Here is a 16,932-nt window from a genome sequence, read left to right on the forward strand (position 1 = left end):
CGGAAAGGCGAAGCCGCATCCGGCGTTGCGTTGGGAGGTATCAGTACAGCTCTATGGCGCTTGCCAGCGGCGTAACACCAAAGCGTTTGCCAAGTGCGACCAGCTCTTCACGTGAGATGGTCTGCTTCATACCGCCCATCGAAAAGATTTTGACCAGAACTTCGGCGGATTTCTCTGCGGTATCTATCAAACCGAACGCTTCGTCGAGGGTAGGTCCGCTTCCGAACACGCCGTGGAACGGCCAAAGTACCAGCGAGTGTTTCTGCATTTCCTCGGCGGTAGCCTGACCAATTTCATCTGTACCCGGCACCATCCACGGGAGAATGCCAACGCCATCCGGGAACACCACCAGGCACTCGGTGCTGCCTTCCCACAGCTTGCGGGTAATCAGCGCTGTGTTGTTTTCCAGTACGTAGGTCAGAGCGATCAGGTTGGTGGCATGGCAGTGCATGATCACGCGGTCTTTACCGTTCGTCGCTTTAATGCGTTCGCAGTGAGAGAGGAAGTGAGCCGGCAGTTCAGAGGTCGGCACGGCCTCGTGGGTCAGGCCCCAGAGGATGTGGTAGCCCGCACCGTCGCTGTCTATTTGTACCACGCCCAAGTTTGCCGCGGGATCGAGCTGGACGTTACGGAAAAACTTACCGGAACCGGTGACGATAAACGGTGTGTTTGCCAGCAGCGGCATCGGCTGACTTAGCGCAATATAGCGTGGTTTTTCGTGGAAATCGGCGCTAAACGGCGCGATATCTGCTTCATCAAGACGCAACGTCAGGTTGCCGCCATTACGCTCGTCCCAGCCTTTCAGCCACGCATCAGAAGTGGCTTTGATCATCCCCTGGACGAACCAGGAAGTCGTAATTTTTTGCATGTTCGGTGTTCCTGTTTATTGCCCGAACGTTATCGGGTCTTACGTAGGCCGGATAAGCGAAGCGCCATCCGGCAATCGTGTTTCATTTCTTGCCGGATGGCGACGCGGGGCGTCTTATCCGGCCTACAAGCCTGGCGTCACGGTTAGCTACGTTTGCTCAAAATCTCTTTTTCATAAGCGCGCACGCTGTCCAGCCACTGGCTGCCCGCAGGCGTGTCGTGGCGCTGGCAATACATCTCCCAGACGGCCTGCCACGGCAGCGATTTTTGCTCTTCCAGCAGGGCCAGACGTGCGGTGTAGTCGCCGCTGGCTTCGAGCTGACGCAGTTGCTCGGTGGGTTCTAACAGCGCGCGCAGCAGGGCTTTTTTCATATTGCGGGTGCCGATCACCCACGCGGCGATGCGGTTAATGGAGGCGTCGAAGAAGTCGAGGCCAATGTGTACGCGGTCGAACAGGTTGTGGCGAACGATCTCGCTGGCAATCGCCTGAGTTTCATCATCCAGCAGCACCACGTGATCGCTGTCCCAACGCACCGGACGACTGACGTGCAGCAGCAGGCGCGGTACATACAGCATGGCGGCGGAAATTTTGTCGGAGATCACTTCAGTCGGATGGAAGTGGCCCGCATCCAGACACAGTGCGGTCTGGCGGCTGGTGGCGTAACCCATGTAGAACTCGTTAGAGCCCACGGTGTAGCTTTCCGCACCGATGCCAAACAGCTTGCTTTCGACGGCATCGATATGGTGCGCCGGGTCGAGTTTCTCGCTGATCACTTCGTCCAGTGCGTCCAGCAGACGCTGGCGCGGCGCTAAACGGTCAACGGTGATGTCTTTCATGCCATCCGGGATCCAGATGTTCATCACCGATGGTGTACCCAACTGCTCGCCAAAATACGCCGAGACGCGACGGCTGGCTTTGCAGTGATCGATCCAGAACTGGCGAATGGTGTCGTCGGCGTGCGCCAGCGTGAAACCGTCGGCGCTCAGCGGGTGTGAGAAGCAGGATGGGTTGAAATCCAGCCCTAACTGGTTCGCTTTCGCCCACTCCACCCAGTTTTTAAAGTGCTCAGGTTTGATTTGGTCGCGGGCAACCGGCGTATCAGATTCCAGATAGATCGCGTGCAAATTCAGACGTTTTGGACCAGGAATCAGGCTCAGCGCCTGCTCCAGATCGGCCCGCAGTTCGGTGGCGTTACGCGCTTTACCCGGATAGTTACCGGTAGCCTGAATACCGCCAGTGAGCGAGCCTTCCGGGTTTTCGAAACCGGCGACATCATCGCCCTGCCAGCAGTGCATGGAGACCGGCAGACGATCGAGCTGGCGTAAGGCCGCCTCGACATCAATGCCTACCGCGGCGAAACGCAGTTTTGCCAGTTCCCAGGCTTGTTCAAGTTGAGTGGTCATGCGCAAAGCTCCTTTGTCTGTCGTAGTGATTGAAACTGCGCCTGGTAGCGGGCAATTTCACTTTCAGGATTGGGAATGAAGGTGGTCAGTTCGTAGTTGGCGCGCACCACCTGACGGAAATCATCGACGTTGTTCAGCTCGTCCAGCGTCATCAGCTGGATGCCAATATTGCCGAGCGTGGAGGCCTCAATCGGCCCGGACATCACGCGAATACCGCAGGCGTCCGCACACAGCTGGTTCAGTAAGGTGTTCTGGCATCCGCCACCGACAATGTGCAGCTGGCTAAATGCTGCACCACGCAGTTGTGCCAGTTCTTGCAGGATGTCGGCGTACAGCAACGCCAGGCTGTCGAAGATACAGCGCGCCAGTTCGGCGTTTTGCAGGGGAACGGGTTGGCCTGATTCACGGCATGCTGCCTGAATTTCTGCACTCATATCGTCGGGGTTGATAAAGCGATCGTCGTTCGGGTTTATCAGGAACTGGCAGGCCGGCAGCGCTTGCGTTTGGCTGATAAGCGTTGGCAGGTCGGTAATCTGGCGCTCTTTTAATACGCGCTGGAGCAGCCACAGCCCCATAATATTTTTCAGGACACGGTAGCGTCCTTCCGCGCCGCCTTCATTGGTGATATTCGCCGCCAGCGCCGCATCGTTGGTATACGGTGTTCTGCTCTCAAAGCCCATCAGCGACCAGGTCCCGGAAGAGAGATAGGCGCTGTTTTTGTCGGCCAGCGGAGAAGCAATGACCGCGCTGGCCGTGTCGTGACTGGCGACGGCGACAACCGGAATTTGGTTTTTCTGTGGGCAAATCCAGTGGCCGATCACGTTCCCTGGATGCGTCGGGCGACCAAACCAGGCTTTGTCTGCCCCGGTCCACGCCAGCAGTGTGTCATCCCAGTCGTCGGTATTGATATTGACTAGCTGGGTGGTGGTGGCGTTGGTGTATTCCCAGTTCATTTTGCCGGTCAGGCGAAAGCTGAAGTAGTCGGGGATCAGCAGGGCGTGGGCCACCTGCGGGAGCAGTTCTGGCTGCTGTTCAACCAGCGCACGCAGTTGATACAGGGTGTTAAAGGGCAGAAACTGAATGCCGCTACGGCGGTAAATTTCACCTTTACCCGGCTGCTCCATCGCCTGCGCCATAATGCCGGTCGTGCGGCTGTCACGGTAAGAGACCGGCAGACCGACACGTTGACCGACGTTATCGATCAGAACGTAATCCACGCCCCAGGTATCAATGCCGATGCTGTCTATCCGAATGCCTTCATCGCAGACTTTTTTCAGGCCAAGACGAATATCGTTTTCCAGGCTGTCGATGTCCCAGGTGTCAAAACCGTCTGTTTTTTGCAGGCAGTTCATGAAGCGGTGGATTTCACGTAGCGTCAGGGAGCGGTGTTCACTGTCGTAACGCGCCAGCATTACGCGCCCACTGGATGCGCCGAGATCGACTGCGACACAATGGAGAAAAGTCATAGCGAGGTCCTTCTGAGTTTTATTGCACTCAGTCTAAGAACCCCAGATAACGCGTACCTTCTTGACAGTGACAGCCACAATTAGCGGCTGGCAACATGGCAAAGGTGAACGTGACGCTGTTCACAATTTCTATTAATAGGACCTGTTTTAGCGGATGTGACGCCTTCCGCAATTCGCGATCTTTCCCGCCATTTCTTGAAGAATTGACCGTGTTTACGCACTTTGGCGTCAAAAATTTAAGGTGAGGGTGATAACCCTTAATTACTATTCAGCCATGTTCATTTGATCGGGAAGGATGTCATCATGACGGTATTGCATTGCGTGGATTTTTTTCCGACAGGTAAAGCGCCAGTGGCTATTGAACCGCGGCTTCCTCAACCTGCGTTTCCAGAGCATCATCATGATTTTCATGAAATTGTTGTGGTCGAACATGGAACGGGGATCCATGTGTTCAATGGGCAGCCTTACACCATCAGCGGCGGTACAGTGTGTTTCGTTCGCGATCATGACCGGCATTTATATGAACATACTGACAATCTGTGCCTGACCAATGTGTTGTATCGCTCCCCGGATGCGTTTCAATTTCTGGCTGGGCTGAATCAGCTTTTACCTCAGGAACAGAACGGGCAGTATCCCTCCCACTGGCGGGTGAATCAGGGGGTGTTGCAGCAGGTTCGACAACTGGTGGGGCAGATGGAAGCGCTCGGTGAGGGGATGGATACACCAACGGCGGCAAATCGCGAGATCCTGTTTATGCAGTTGCTGGTACTGCTGCGTAAAAGCAGCCTGATGGAAGCAGCGACCGATAACGACGCGCGGCTTAACCTCCTGATGGCGTGGCTGGAAGATAACTTTGCCGACGAGGTGTGTTGGGAGGCGCTGGCCGAGAAGTTTTCCCTCTCTTTGCGCACTCTGCATCGCCAACTCAAACAGCAAACCGGATTGACGCCGCAGCGCTACCTTAACCGCTTGCGTCTGATCAAGGCCCGGCATCTGCTTCGCCACAGTGATGACAGTGTGACAGACATCGCTTATCTCTGCGGATTCGGCGACAGTAACCACTTTTCGACGCTTTTTCGTCGTGAGTTCAAGTGGTCACCACGCGATATTCGTCAGGGGCGCGATCTCGTTGTGGCAAGCCGCCTCCAGTAACGCGAAAGCTATCAACGTTTTTTACCGCCGAATCTCAGATAATCATGTCCCTTAACGCCGGATGGTGGCTACGCCTTATCCGGCCTACGTGTCACGTAATCTGTAGGTCGGATAAGGCGTAGCCGCCATCCGACAGGGAATATTGTGATGGCGAATCATCTGGTCCTTCTGAAATCAGACTTCTTTGCGCATGAGCAGCAGGCTGTGGCCGTGGCTGACCGTTATCCGCAGGATGTCTTTGCTGAGCATACCCACGAGTTTTGCGAGCTGGTTATGGTCTGGCGCGGTAATGGTCTGCATGTCCTTAACGATCGCCCGTACCGGATAACCCGTGGCGATCTGTTTTACATTCGCGCCGAAGATAAACACTCCTACACCTCTGTGAACGACCTGGTGTTGCAAAATATCATCTACTGCCCGGAGCGGTTGACGCTGAATGTTGACTGGCAAGGGGCGATCCCCGGATTTAACGGTACGCCGAGGCAGCCGCATTGGCGACTCGGCAGCGTTGGCATGAGCCAGGTCCGACAGGTGATAAGCCAGCTTGAACATGAAAGTAATCAACGTGATGCACAGGCTTTTACCATGGCTGAGCTGCTGTTCGGGCAGCTGGTGACACACCTTAAGCGGCATCGTTATGCCACGGATACGCTCCCGGCGACCTCCAGTGAAACGCTGCTGGATAAACTGATCACCGCGTTAGCCGGTAGCCATGAGCATGCGTTTGAACTGGATACGTTTTGCGAGCGCGAACAATGCAGCGAGCGCGTTTTGCGCCAGCAGTTTCGCAGCCAGACCGGGATGACCATCAACCAGTATCTCCGCCAGGTGCGGGTTTGCCATGCGCAGTATCTGCTCAAACATAGTCGGTTGATGATTAGCGAGATTTCCATGCGCTGCGGCTTTGAGGACAGTAACTACTTTTCGGTGGTATTTACGCGGGAAACCGGGATGACGCCGAGCCAGTGGCGTCATCTCAGTACTCAGCATGCTTAGCTGGCCATTCCCAGACCGACAATGTTTGCCGCGACAATGATCACTACGCAGCCGAGGCTTAGCACGCTGACCGGACGACGACCCGCGTTTTTCCACTCTTTCAATACCAGACCGACAATCCCGCCGCACAGAACATAGAAGCTCATGTGCAGCATCCAGCTTACATAGTCATACTGCGCCGGAATACGTGCGTGGCCCCAGGCGTAGAAGAAGAATTGCAGATACCACATCAAGCCACCAAGCGCAGAGAGCAGTACGTTGGTGATAATCAGCGGTTTGGCTAACGAGAAGTCGGCTTTTATCGACAAGTTCTTCACTTTTGCCAGACGAATGAAGCAGAAGCCCAGGTTAACAAGCGCGCCACCGCCCATAATGACCACATAGCTAGGCAGGGCGACATACAGCGGATCGACGCCCAACGCGGCGGCGGCATCGTGCATCGGTTTCGCCGCGTTCATCGCAAAGGACATCCCGGCGGAGAAAATACCGCACATGACGGCCAGAACCAGACCTTTTTTCAGGTTGAAATCTTCCGCTTTGATGCCCATTTTTCGTTCTTTTAACTGACCGGCACGGGTAACAATACCCACGCCAATCAGCGCGACCAGTACGCCAAGCAGCGTCATGCGGCCGCCAGAGGTATTGATCAGTACATCAAAATTGCCGTTGATAATCGGGGTCATCAGCGTGCCGACAATCAGCGTAATACCTATCGCAATCCCGATACCCATCGACATACCGAGATAGCGCATGGTCAGGCCATAGTTGATATTGCCAATCCCCCACATTGCACCAAACAGAAATACCGGCGCCAGCGTGGAGAGGCTGAAGGAGCTGAAGTAGGCCCAGAAATCGGGAAGTAACATGGCGCTGATGGTCCACGGCAGGATTATCCAGGAGACGATCCCGCCAACCGACCACATCGTTTCCCATGACCAATGTTTGACTTGCTTGAACGGGGCATAGAAACAGGCGGCACTGGCTGCCCCTATCAAATGCCAAAAGATACCCATCGTAATCGCGTTACTCATGACTTAATCCTCGTTATTTTTTATCGTCGGTAATGACCCCTCCGACCTAACGAGTTTAAAAATTACGCAGGTGGTTAACCTTTTGACGATTGCCGCCCTTTTGCGCATGTTGGCAATTATCACGTTAAGTGGGTGATTCGGCTCACATCTTTAACAATGGGTTTGATTCATTAAAACCCTGTAAAAAGTACGGCATTGATAATCATTTTCAATATCATTTAATTAACTATAATGACCCAACTGCTTACGCGGCGTTAACACTGGCCGCCCGACAATACTGGAGATGATTATGAGTTATACACTGCCATCCCTGCCGTACGCTTATGATGCCCTTGAACCGCACTTCGATAAGCAGACGATGGAAATCCACCACACCAAACACCACCAGGCTTACGTAAACAACGCCAACGCTGCGCTGGAAAGCCTGCCTGAATTCGCCAGCCTGTCCGTTGAAGAGCTGATCACCAAACTGGATCAACTGCCAGCAGACAAGAAAACCGTACTGCGTAACAACGCGGGCGGTCACGCTAACCACAGCCTGTTCTGGAAAGGCCTGAAAACCGGCACTACGCTGCAGGGCGACCTGAAAGCGGCTATCGAACGTGACTTCGGCTCCGTTGACAACTTCAAAGCTGAATTTGAAAAAGCAGCGGCAACCCGCTTTGGCTCCGGCTGGGCGTGGCTGGTTCTGAAAGGTGACAAACTGGCTGTTGTTTCCACCGCCAACCAGGATTCCCCGCTGATGGGTGAAGCTATCTCTGGCGCTTCCGGTTTCCCAATCGTGGGCCTGGACGTTTGGGAACACGCTTACTACCTGAAATTCCAGAACCGTCGCCCGGACTACATCAAAGAGTTCTGGAACGTCGTGAACTGGGACGAAGCTGCCGCGCGTTTCGCAGCAAAAAAATAAGTTCTACGCTTTAACAAAGCCCTGCAAGCGATGCTTGTGGGGTTTTTTTGTGATCAAACTCAATACAAAAACAATGATCCAATTAAATTGAAACAAGGTTTTATTATGCGAGTGGGATCACTTTTATAGTCTCTATGAATGTCTATCTTCTTTTCATCAAGACGGGCGCATCTCAAAGCAAGATGCAATCGCCCATAAAAATTGCCCCATTTTTATGTCTACAGGTGATGGAAATGCAGATCAAACGTACGATAGAGAAAATCCCAGGCGGTATGATGCTGGTGCCGCTTTTCCTGGGCGCGTTGTGTCACACCTTTTCCCCCGGCGCCGGGAAATATTTCGGCTCTTTTACCAACGGTATGATCACCGGTACGGTGCCTATCCTGGCAGTCTGGTTCTTTTGCATGGGGGCGTCGATCAAGCTAAGCGCCACCGGCACCGTGCTGCGTAAATCAGGTACGTTAGTCATAACCAAGATTCTGGTGGCGTGGGTGGTTGCAGCGATTGCTTCACGCATTCTGCCGGAACATGGTGTAGAGGTCGGATTCTTCGCTGGGTTGTCTACGCTGGCGCTGGTGGCCGCGATGGATATGACCAACGGCGGGCTGTATGCCTCGATTATGCAGCAGTACGGCACCAAAGAAGAGGCCGGGGCGTTTGTCCTGATGTCGCTGGAGTCTGGCCCGCTGATGACCATGGTGATTCTGGGAACCGCCGGGATCGCGTCGTTTGAACCACACGTATTTGTTGGTGCGGTATTGCCGTTCCTGATTGGCTTTGCGCTGGGGAATCTGGACCCTGAACTGCGGGAGTTCTTCAGCAAAGCGGTACAGACGCTGATCCCGTTCTTTGCCTTCGCATTAGGTAACACCATTGATTTGAGCGTGATTGCGCAGACCGGCGTGCTGGGTATTCTGCTGGGCGTGGCGGTGATTATCATCACTGGTATTCCATTGATTATCGCCGATAAACTGATTGGTGGTGGCGATGGTACGGCGGGGATTGCCGCTTCCAGTTCTGCGGGCGCGGCAGTTGCTACGCCTGTGCTGATTGCTGAAATGGTTCCGGCATTTAAACCGATGGCACCGGCAGCAACTTCCCTGGTCGCCACGTCGGTGATTGTGACCTCCATTCTGGTGCCGATTATCACGTCTATTTGGTCGAAAAGGGCCAAAGCAAGGGCGGCAGAAATTGATATTCGTGGCACCGTGAAGTAAGTCTCTTAAGCCGGATGGTCTGCACCATCCGGCTTAATTATTTACCCTTTGACGACAAACACCTCATCGATTGTTCGACACTCACTCTCGTTCAACTCTCCACCGGCATTACGTGACACGCTGGTACAATAGCCAAACTTACGCGATACCACGGTTTTGATGGTGGTGACAAAATCTTCGCCGATGGCATAGATGGACATGTAGGTGCCAATCTGGTCCTGAATATCGCGAAGCGCTGCCAGGTCGCCCTGTTTAAACGCTTCCCGCGCGCTGACAAACAGTTCCGGCATGACGTTGTTCAACCCTGAAATTATCCCCGCGCCACCTGCTAACAGGTTGGGAATGTAGTATTCGTCATAGCCGGACAGCACGGCAAAATCCTCCCGCACGGCGCGGGTGGTCTGAATCATACTGCGGGTATGGGACTGGCAGTCGACGGTGTCTTTAATGCCAGCGAAATTCCGGAACTCGGCGGCGAGGGTGGCTACCAGTTCGGGGGTTAAATCGCAGCCGGTGCGTGCCGGGAAGTTATAAGCAAACCATTTGCCGCTGAGTGTCTGCCCCAACTGACGGAAGTAGCTCAGCAGCTGTTTCGCCGTTTGTCCGTAGTAGTAGGGCGGCAGGATCATCACGGCATCGTAACCTGAGCGATACGCTTCCTGCGCCATCAATAAAACATCATTCTGGCAGGTGGATGAGACGTTGGCGACCATCTTCAGCGAGCTCATGGCCCGGGCCTCGCGGATCAGCAGCAGCCTTTCTTCAAGCGTGAAGGAGGCAAATTCCCCGATGCTGCCCATCAGCAAAATCACGTCGATTTTGGCCTCGGTAAGGCGTTTGAGATGCTGGCTTAGACCGTTGAGATCGATCTTGCCATCATTGTCCATTGGCGTAATGGAAGGACACCAGACGCCGGCAAATTGCGATTGACCAGTCACGTTGTCGACTCCTTATTTGAAATGATGTTTCAAAACCAGATTACATTGATAGCATGTGTCCCTAAGTTTCATGTGAACCGTGCTCTCATTTTGAGCGACTGGGGTAAAATAAATGTGGTGTAATGGGGGAAATTTATCGGGAGAGGGAACAGATGCGATATCCGGTCGATGTTTTTACAGGCAAAGTTCGGGACTACACGGGAAGCCGTCCCAGCGCGATTGCTAAAGTCCAGATTGACGGTGAGTTGATGCTGACCGAACTGGGGCTGACGGGGGATGAACAAGCGGAAACGAAAATTCACGGCGGGCCGGATCGCGCGCTGTGTCACTATCCGCGTGAACACTATCAGCACTGGAGACAAGCGTTTCCGGAGCAGGCGGAGCTATTTGTCGCCCCCGCGTTTGGTGAGAACCTCTCTACTGAGGGGCTGACTGAAGATAATGTGTATATTGGCGACATTTTCCAGTGGGGAGAGGCGCTGATTCAGGTCACGCAGCCGCGCTCGCCGTGCTTTAAGCTGAATTTCCATTTTGGCATCAGCGATATGGCCAGCCAGATGCAGGATGCGGGCAAGACGGGCTGGCTGTGTAGCGTCATCGCGCCTGGTCAGGTGTCAGCAGACGCGCCATTGATCCTGGCGTCACGCGTGAGCGACGTCAGCGTGCGGGAGGCCATTGCTATCGCCTGGCATATGCCGTTTGATGATTCGCAATATCACCGTTTACTGTCGGCTGCTGGGTTATCAAAAAGCTGGACCAGAACGATGCAAAAGCGCCGTTTAAGCGGCAAGATCGAAGACAATTCCCGCCGTTTGTGGGGAAAATAAACCTACCTTCATCTGGCAGTTAAATCAGGTGGAGACACCTGATTTACCTCTCCTCCGTGCTTCATCCCCCCTGTGTACAAAACCGGGCAAAAACCTGACGGTCTCGGTTTGCTTCAAAGCCATTCTTGATACCTGGTCCACAAAAAGAAACTCTGCGTTGAAAAAAAACTTGAGTATTTCCTGCACTCAAATATCTTAGCTTCAAATTGGTTTAAACCAGATGAGCGAAATGAAAAAGAAAAACAATGTTGATGTGCTCAGGGAGCGCTTTGAAAGCTGGTTAAACGAGAAGAATTTACCAGCGGGGTCCAAATTGCCTTCGGAAAGGGAGTTATGTGAGCTGCTGGATGCAAAGCGTATGACCTTACGTCAGGTTCTGATTGAGCTTGAGATCGATGCGCGTATTTTCCGCAAGAACCGCAGTGGTTGGTTTATTTCGTCGAAGCGATTTATTTATAACCCTAAATCACTTTCCAGCTTCAATGCTGAAGCCTGTGCTCAGGGACGTAAGCCTTTTTGGGATTATTTAACCAAAGAAACCATTGATACAGTTCCGCATCATGTTGATGATGTTTTTCTCTCCTCCGGTGACCGCTATTTAGTTACCGGCTGGTGCGGTCTTGATTCACATAAAGTGTTTTACCATGAATCCTATATTGATGCTGATGTTGCGCCAGGATTCATTAATAAATTGGGCAATCAGTCTTTTGCCAGCGTCTGGGAAGATGCGTTTGGCCATGTTTTAAATATCAAAAAAATGATTTTTAAACCGGTCAATATGCCAGAAGTGGCCTGCAAAGAGCTGGGTGTTGCGCCTAATACGTATGGAATTTTAGTAGAAAAACATCGGGCTACCCGAGATAAAAAAGTGGTTCAGGTTGATTTCGAATACTGGCGACTTGAATCAGTGGAACTTGTTATTCGCGATGAATGAGAAAAATAATGGGAAAATGTAACCAAGAACTTCTTGCGGAACGCGCGAGAAATATACCGCTGTACCTACATGCTTATGCTTTTCATCTGAATATGCGCTACGAGAGAGTCCTGCCGGGGGATCTTCTGGATATTGCGCATCAGCAAAAATTGAAGGGTGTAAAAATACATGTTGAGGATGGTGAATCCCAATCACTGCAGAAACTGAACGATCAGCAGCTACACGATTTTAAAGAGAAGGCCAAAAAATATAATCTGGATGTGCATATCGAAACGAGCGCATCGGATAAGGCGACATTGACGGATGCCATACGTATTGCTGTTGCTACTGGTGCAACTTCAGTGCGTTTCTACCCGCGTTATGAAGGGCATCTCAACGATGTTATGGCGAAGATTGCCAATGATATTGCATGGCTGTCTCAGTATGACGATTGCGGACTAAGCTTTACTATCGAACAGCATGAAGATCTGCAAGGCCATGAGCTGGTGACGCTGGTTAACAATAGCGGGATGAAAAATCTCTCTATTCTGTTTGATTTTGGCAACATGATTAATGCTAATGAACAGCCGCTTTCTGCGTTAGAGGTTATGTCTCCATTAATCACCCAGGTGCATATCAAAGACGCTAAAATTATTAAAGAAGGTAAAGGCTGGGGGCATGAGGCTTGTCGTTCTGGACACGGCGATTTACCCATGGAAGAGATGCTTAAGGCATTATTACTTTTAGGTGAAGATAAACCGCAAGTACATGCTTTTGGCCTGGAAGAAGAAGTTGAATATTATGCCCCTGCATTTCGCTTCGACGATGAGGGTGATAATCCATGGATCCCATGGCGCGATGCAAGTTATACGCCACTGCCTGACAGCAACATGATTGATGCGCGACTGGCGCAGGAAAAAGAACATGCTCTTGCCCAAATAAAATACATTCGTGATATATGTGACAAGTTTATAGGCAATTAATTAGTTTTCTTAAAATATTATTAAATGCGGAAAGGATTATGAAAATAATCCCCTGGCTTTATTAATTATACAATTTAATTTAGATATTTCTCTCAACAAGCAATGAGGGTTTAATCATGTTCATGAATAAATGGGCAAGGCTCTGTTTTTTGATTTTAGGCGGCGGCACGATATTCAAGCTTTCAAGTATGAAAGATGTTTTCTATGTGCCAATGCAGAATGACTGGGGTTTAACTAATACGCAAATTGGGTTGAGCTTTACGGTTTATACGATTGTTCAGACAACCGGACTTTTTCTTTCTCTCTATATCGCAGATCGTTACTCCAAGAAAATATTATTACCGTTCGGTCTGATTGGCGTTGGGTTATGTGGCTTATATCTGGCAACGCTACCGTCATTTACTGGTTATCTCATTTGCTTTGCCGCGATGGCTTTCTTTGCCGATGTGGTTTATTGGCCGGTATTGCTGAAAGCCGTTCGTTTGCTGGGAACGAAAGAAGAACAAGGACGCATGTTCGGCTTTTTAGAAGCCGGACGTGGCGTGGTGGATGTTATCGTTGCATCTGGCGCTCTGTTTGTCTTCGTCCAGTTTGGTGAGGGTAAAGCGGGGATGCAGGCGGGCCTGTTGTTCTATACGGTAATTACGCTTGTGGCAGGTATTTTGACGTACTTTATTGTCGATGATGACAAAGTGAAAGGCGGCGAGAAAACCAGTGCCAACATGGAAGTGTTAAAGGGTATCAAACATGTTTTGTCCTGCCCTAATGTTTGGCTGGCTTCTTTAGGTATTTTCTTCGTTTATGCCGCGTACTGTGGACTGACTTACTTTATTCCGTTCTTAAAAGATATCTATATGCTGCCGGTAGCTCTCGTCGGTGCGTACGGCATCATCAACCAGTATGCGTTAAAAATGGTAGGTGGGCCGATTGGTGGAATGTTGGCAGATAAAGTTGCTAAATCACCGACAGTGTATCTGAAGTGGACGTTCCTGATCTCTGCTGTGGCGATGCTTGTGTTCATGCAGTTACCGCATCAAACAATGAACGTGTATATCGGTATGGCGGCGACATTAGGGTTCGGAGCGATTATCTTCTCACAGCGTGCCATTTTCTTCGCGCCGATGGATGAGATCGGTACCCCACGTGAGTATGCGGGCTCGGCAATGGCATTTGGTTGCATCATCGGTTATATGCCAGCGATGTTTGCGTACACGTTGTACGGCTATTTGCTGGATACCAATAGCGGCATCACTGGCTACAACTATGTCTTTAGCGTGATGATTGCGTTCAGCTTAATGGGCTTTATCTGCTCGACCATTCTGGTGAAGCGAATTAAAAAGCAAAAGCTAGCGGCGGCGGCTGCGGCGGCATAACGTGAATGCTTCCCCGGTAATTATGTCGTACCGGGGAAGCCTGTTAAGCGCGTTTATACAGCGGTAACCAAATCACCAGCCGTAAACCACCCAGCGGGCTGTCTTCGGCCTTCACCCAGCCACGATGCTGCTGAATTGCGGTTTCAACAATCGCCAGACCCAGACCTGTTCCGCCAGACTCGCGATCGCGCGCCTCATCGGTACGATAGAACGGACGGAAAATCTGTTCTCTGTCTTCAGGGCTAACGCCTGGGCCATCGTCGTCCACGGTGATGGTAATCCCGTCGATATCCACCGCGAAGCCAACTTCAATCTTCGTATGTGAATAGCGCAGGGCATTGCGCACAATGTTTTCCAGCGCACTTTCCAACGCATTTGGGTTACCGTACAGCGGCCACGGACCCGGCGGGAAATTCACCGTGAGCGATTTACCCATCTGCTCAGCTTCAAAGGCGGCGTTATCCAGCACTTCGCCCCAAAGCTGATTAGCTTTCACTGTTTCACTGACCAGCGCGTTTTTCTGCTGATTACGTGACATCACCAGCAGGTCGTTGATCATGCTGTCCAGTCGGTGTGCTTCTGTTTCAATGCGCTCCAGCTCTTTGCTCTCACCGCTACGACGGCGCAGCAGAGCGGTGCCCAGTTGCAGACGCGTTAGCGGTGTTCTCAGCTCGTGAGAGATGTCCGACAGCAGGCGTTGCTGTGTGGTCATCATCCGTTCCAACGCCGTCACCATCTGGTTAAAGCTCGCGCCTGCCGCCAGGAACTCCTGTGGACCGGCTTCCAGCTCAGGATGTTGACGCAGGTTACCCTGAGCTACTTCATCCGCCGCGTTTTTCAACTTACGCGCCGGTTTCGCCAGACTCCAGGCAAGCCAAAGCAATAGCGGTGAGCTGACTAACATGGTGACGATCAGCAACAACAGCGGTCGGTCGAACAGCAGGTTGATAAAGTCAGATTGTGAGCTGCTGGCAGGTCGTATGAGATACAGCTGGTAGTTATCTTCACCGTCTCTGACGGAGAAAGGCCCGACCATCTCAACGCGACCGTATTTTTTCTTTTGCGGATGGTCGGCGTTATCGGCCTGACCAATAAAGTTACGAATGATCTGCATTTCGTTACGTTCTGCGCCGATCACGCGTCCTTCCGTCGTAACAAGTAATAACCGCTGTCCTGGCGGCGCCCACTTGTCTATCGCCCGAAACAAGCGACGCCACCACATCAAATCGTTGGGTGGATCGTTCGCCAGTTCAGCTTCAACATGTTGCTCAATCATTAACCCCTGGCGCTGCTCGCTGTCCAGTAGCTCGGTCATCTGGCGTGAGTCGAGCTTGGGTAACATCAGTACCAACATCAACACCAGTGCCAGCGTCAACCAGAAGATGGCAAAGATGCGTGCGGTTAAGCTCCCTATCATGAAGCGGAGACCATCAGGTAGCCGCGACCACGCAGGGTTTTAAACCACGGGTGTCCGTCTTTACGCTCTGGCAGCTTACGACGCAGGTTCGAGATATGCATGTCGATCGCGCGATCGAAAGGCGTCAGGCGTTTGCCCAGCACTTCCTGGCTCAGGTGCTCACGCGAAACCACCTGACCGAGATGCTGAGCCAGCAAATAGAGCAGGGTGAATTCGGTGCCGGTTAACTCCAGAATTTGCCCGTCAAAGCTGGCTTCCTGGCGACCCGGATTAAGGCTTAACGCATCAACTTCCAGCGTCGGCGAACCGTTATCGCTGTTCTGCTGCTGTTCGCTCCAGTGTGAGCGACGCAGAATAGCGCGGATGCGCGCGACCAGTTCACGGTCGTTAAACGGTTTAGGTAAATAGTCGTCCGCGCCCAGCTCAAGGCCAAGTACGCGATCCAATTCGCTGCCGCGAGCGGTCAGCATGATTACGGGTGTCTGGTGTGTCTGACGAAGTGCTTTCAGCGTATCAATGCCGTTTTTCTTCGGCATCATGACGTCGAGCAAAAGTAAATCGATGCTGTCATCCAGAAGCTCAAGCGCCTGTTCCCCATCATAGGCAACCAGCACATCGAAACCTTCCATTTCGAGCAACTCCTTTAACAGGGAAGTCAGCTCTCGGTCATCATCAACTAACAGGATTTTATTCATTGTTTACGTACCTCCGAGGCAGAAATTACGTCATCAGGCGTCGCTAATCTATGACTTTACGTTGTTTTACACCCCCTGACGCATGTTTGCAGCCCGAATCGTAAACTGTCTCTCGTTGAATCGCGACAGAAAAGATTTTGGGAGCAAGTGATGGGCAAAGTTACCGCTGCCGTCATGGCCTCAACGCTGGCACTCAGTACATTTAGCCATGCAGCTGAAGTCGTCACAGGCGATCACTGGCACCTGGGTGAAGGCTCATCGCAACGCAGCGTTCAGAGCCACATGTTTGACGGTATCAGTTTAACCGAACATCAACGTCAACAGATGCGAGATTTAATGCAGCAGGCAAGACACGAACAGCCTCCTGTTAATGTTAGCGAAATAGAGACAATGCATCGCCTTGTCACCGCAGAGAAATTTGATGAAAGCGCAGTGCGCGCTCAGGCAGAAAGAATGGCGCAAGAACAGGTTGCCCGCCAGGTTGAAATAGCCAGGATCCGCAACCAGATGTATCGCCTGTTAACGCCAGAGCAGCAAGCGGTTTTAAATGAGAAACATGAACAACGAATGGAGCAACTGCGCGATGTAGCGCACTGGAAAAAAAGCTCATCGTTGAATTTATTGAGTAGTAGCAACTCACGTTCCCAGTAGTAACCCTGTTTTCCTTGCCATAGACACCATCCCTGTCTTCCCCCACATGATGTGGGGGTTTTTTTTTGCCCAAAATTTGTCCCTCGGTTATT

Annotated in this window: 16 protein-coding genes; 9 read left to right on the top strand and 7 right to left on the bottom strand. The window is 51.9% G+C overall.

The features are described 5' to 3' along the window. Positions 1 to 40: 40 nt before the first annotated feature. The 3 genes from rhaD to rhaB all read right to left on the bottom strand — a co-directional run bounded on the left by rhaD (position 41) and on the right by rhaB (position 3,737). Positions 41 to 868, bottom strand: coding sequence for a rhamnulose-1-phosphate aldolase (gene rhaD, locus OGY13_RS00505; protein WP_008787010.1), 828 nt, complete (start codon positions 866 to 868; stop codon positions 41 to 43). A 143-nt stretch (positions 869 to 1,011) separates the two neighbouring features. Continuing rightward, entirely contained in the window at positions 1,012 to 2,271 is a 1,260-nt protein-coding gene (gene rhaA, locus OGY13_RS00510; RefSeq protein WP_008787011.1) for an L-rhamnose isomerase, read from the bottom strand. After that, entirely contained in the window at positions 2,268 to 3,737 is a 1,470-nt protein-coding gene (gene rhaB, locus OGY13_RS00515) for a rhamnulokinase (RefSeq protein WP_213752515.1), read from the bottom strand. The genes rhaA and rhaB overlap by 4 nt, the downstream gene beginning before the upstream one ends. A 303-nt stretch (positions 3,738 to 4,040) precedes the next feature. Between rhaB and rhaS the strand changes: the two genes are divergently transcribed. Together rhaS and rhaR are read left to right on the top strand one after the other, a co-directional pair. Next, complete coding sequence (rhaS, locus tag OGY13_RS00520) at positions 4,041 to 4,889, top strand: HTH-type transcriptional activator RhaS (protein WP_008787013.1); 849 nt, start codon at positions 4,041 to 4,043, stop codon at positions 4,887 to 4,889. Between the two features lie 147 nt (positions 4,890 to 5,036). Beyond that, complete coding sequence (rhaR, locus tag OGY13_RS00525; protein WP_008787014.1) at positions 5,037 to 5,885, top strand: HTH-type transcriptional activator RhaR; 849 nt, start codon at positions 5,037 to 5,039, stop codon at positions 5,883 to 5,885. Here the strand turns inward: rhaR and rhaT are convergent. Further along, complete coding sequence (rhaT, locus tag OGY13_RS00530; RefSeq protein WP_003825242.1) at positions 5,882 to 6,916, bottom strand: L-rhamnose/proton symporter RhaT; 1,035 nt, start codon at positions 6,914 to 6,916, stop codon at positions 5,882 to 5,884. The genes rhaR and rhaT overlap by 4 nt on opposite strands. A gap of 289 nt (positions 6,917 to 7,205) precedes the next feature. Here rhaT and sodA point away from each other — a divergent pair, with 289 nt between their 5' ends. Both sodA and kdgT read left to right on the top strand, forming a co-directional pair. Continuing rightward, the gene (gene sodA, locus OGY13_RS00535) at positions 7,206 to 7,826 is read left to right on the top strand and encodes a superoxide dismutase [Mn] (protein ID WP_003825239.1); all 621 of its coding nucleotides are present in this window, start codon (positions 7,206 to 7,208) and stop codon (positions 7,824 to 7,826) included. A gap of 233 nt (positions 7,827 to 8,059) precedes the next feature. Beyond that, on the top strand, positions 8,060 to 9,043 hold the full coding sequence (kdgT, locus tag OGY13_RS00540; protein ID WP_020996114.1) for a 2-keto-3-deoxygluconate transporter: 984 nt from the start codon (positions 8,060 to 8,062) through the stop codon (positions 9,041 to 9,043). A 41-nt stretch (positions 9,044 to 9,084) separates the two neighbouring features. On the opposite strand, the gene OGY13_RS00545 is transcribed toward kdgT, so the two are convergent. Further along, positions 9,085 to 9,981, bottom strand: coding sequence for a dihydrodipicolinate synthase family protein (locus OGY13_RS00545; RefSeq protein ID WP_008787017.1), 897 nt, complete (start codon positions 9,979 to 9,981; stop codon positions 9,085 to 9,087). 152 nt (positions 9,982 to 10,133) lie between these two features. Between OGY13_RS00545 and yiiM the strand changes: the two genes are divergently transcribed. The 4 genes from yiiM to OGY13_RS00565 all read left to right on the top strand — a co-directional run bounded on the left by yiiM (position 10,134) and on the right by OGY13_RS00565 (position 14,077). Then, complete coding sequence (yiiM, locus tag OGY13_RS00550) at positions 10,134 to 10,808, top strand: 6-hydroxyaminopurine reductase (RefSeq protein WP_020996113.1); 675 nt, start codon at positions 10,134 to 10,136, stop codon at positions 10,806 to 10,808. Between the two features lie 229 nt (positions 10,809 to 11,037). Beyond that, entirely contained in the window at positions 11,038 to 11,742 is a 705-nt protein-coding gene (locus OGY13_RS00555) for a GntR family transcriptional regulator (RefSeq protein WP_213752514.1), read from the top strand. Positions 11,743 to 11,750: 8 nt separating this feature from the next. After that, entirely contained in the window at positions 11,751 to 12,704 is a 954-nt protein-coding gene (locus tag OGY13_RS00560) for a sugar phosphate isomerase/epimerase family protein (protein ID WP_020996111.1), read from the top strand. Between the two features lie 122 nt (positions 12,705 to 12,826). Next, on the top strand, positions 12,827 to 14,077 hold the full coding sequence (locus OGY13_RS00565; RefSeq protein ID WP_213752521.1) for an MFS transporter: 1,251 nt from the start codon (positions 12,827 to 12,829) through the stop codon (positions 14,075 to 14,077). A gap of 43 nt (positions 14,078 to 14,120) precedes the next feature. Here OGY13_RS00565 and cpxA read toward each other — a convergent pair whose 3' ends face one another. Next, the gene (cpxA, locus tag OGY13_RS00570; RefSeq protein WP_003028758.1) at positions 14,121 to 15,494 is read right to left on the bottom strand and encodes an envelope stress sensor histidine kinase CpxA; all 1,374 of its coding nucleotides are present in this window, start codon (positions 15,492 to 15,494) and stop codon (positions 14,121 to 14,123) included. After that, positions 15,491 to 16,189 (bottom strand): envelope stress response regulator transcription factor CpxR, encoded by a 699-nt coding sequence (gene cpxR, locus OGY13_RS00575; protein WP_003028763.1) that lies wholly within the window; start codon positions 16,187 to 16,189, stop codon positions 15,491 to 15,493. The genes cpxA and cpxR overlap by 4 nt, the downstream gene beginning before the upstream one ends. Before the next feature lie 150 nt (positions 16,190 to 16,339). On the opposite strand from cpxR, the gene cpxP reads away from it, so the two are divergent. Then, positions 16,340 to 16,840: a cell-envelope stress modulator CpxP gene (gene cpxP, locus OGY13_RS00580; protein WP_213752513.1), complete on the top strand. Its 501-nt coding sequence runs from the start codon at positions 16,340 to 16,342 to the stop codon at positions 16,838 to 16,840. The last annotated feature ends 92 nt before the right edge of the window (positions 16,841 to 16,932 follow it).

Source organism: Citrobacter sp. Cpo045, from assembly GCF_030332875.1.
Lineage (GTDB): Bacteria > Pseudomonadota > Gammaproteobacteria > Enterobacterales > Enterobacteriaceae > Citrobacter > Citrobacter portucalensis.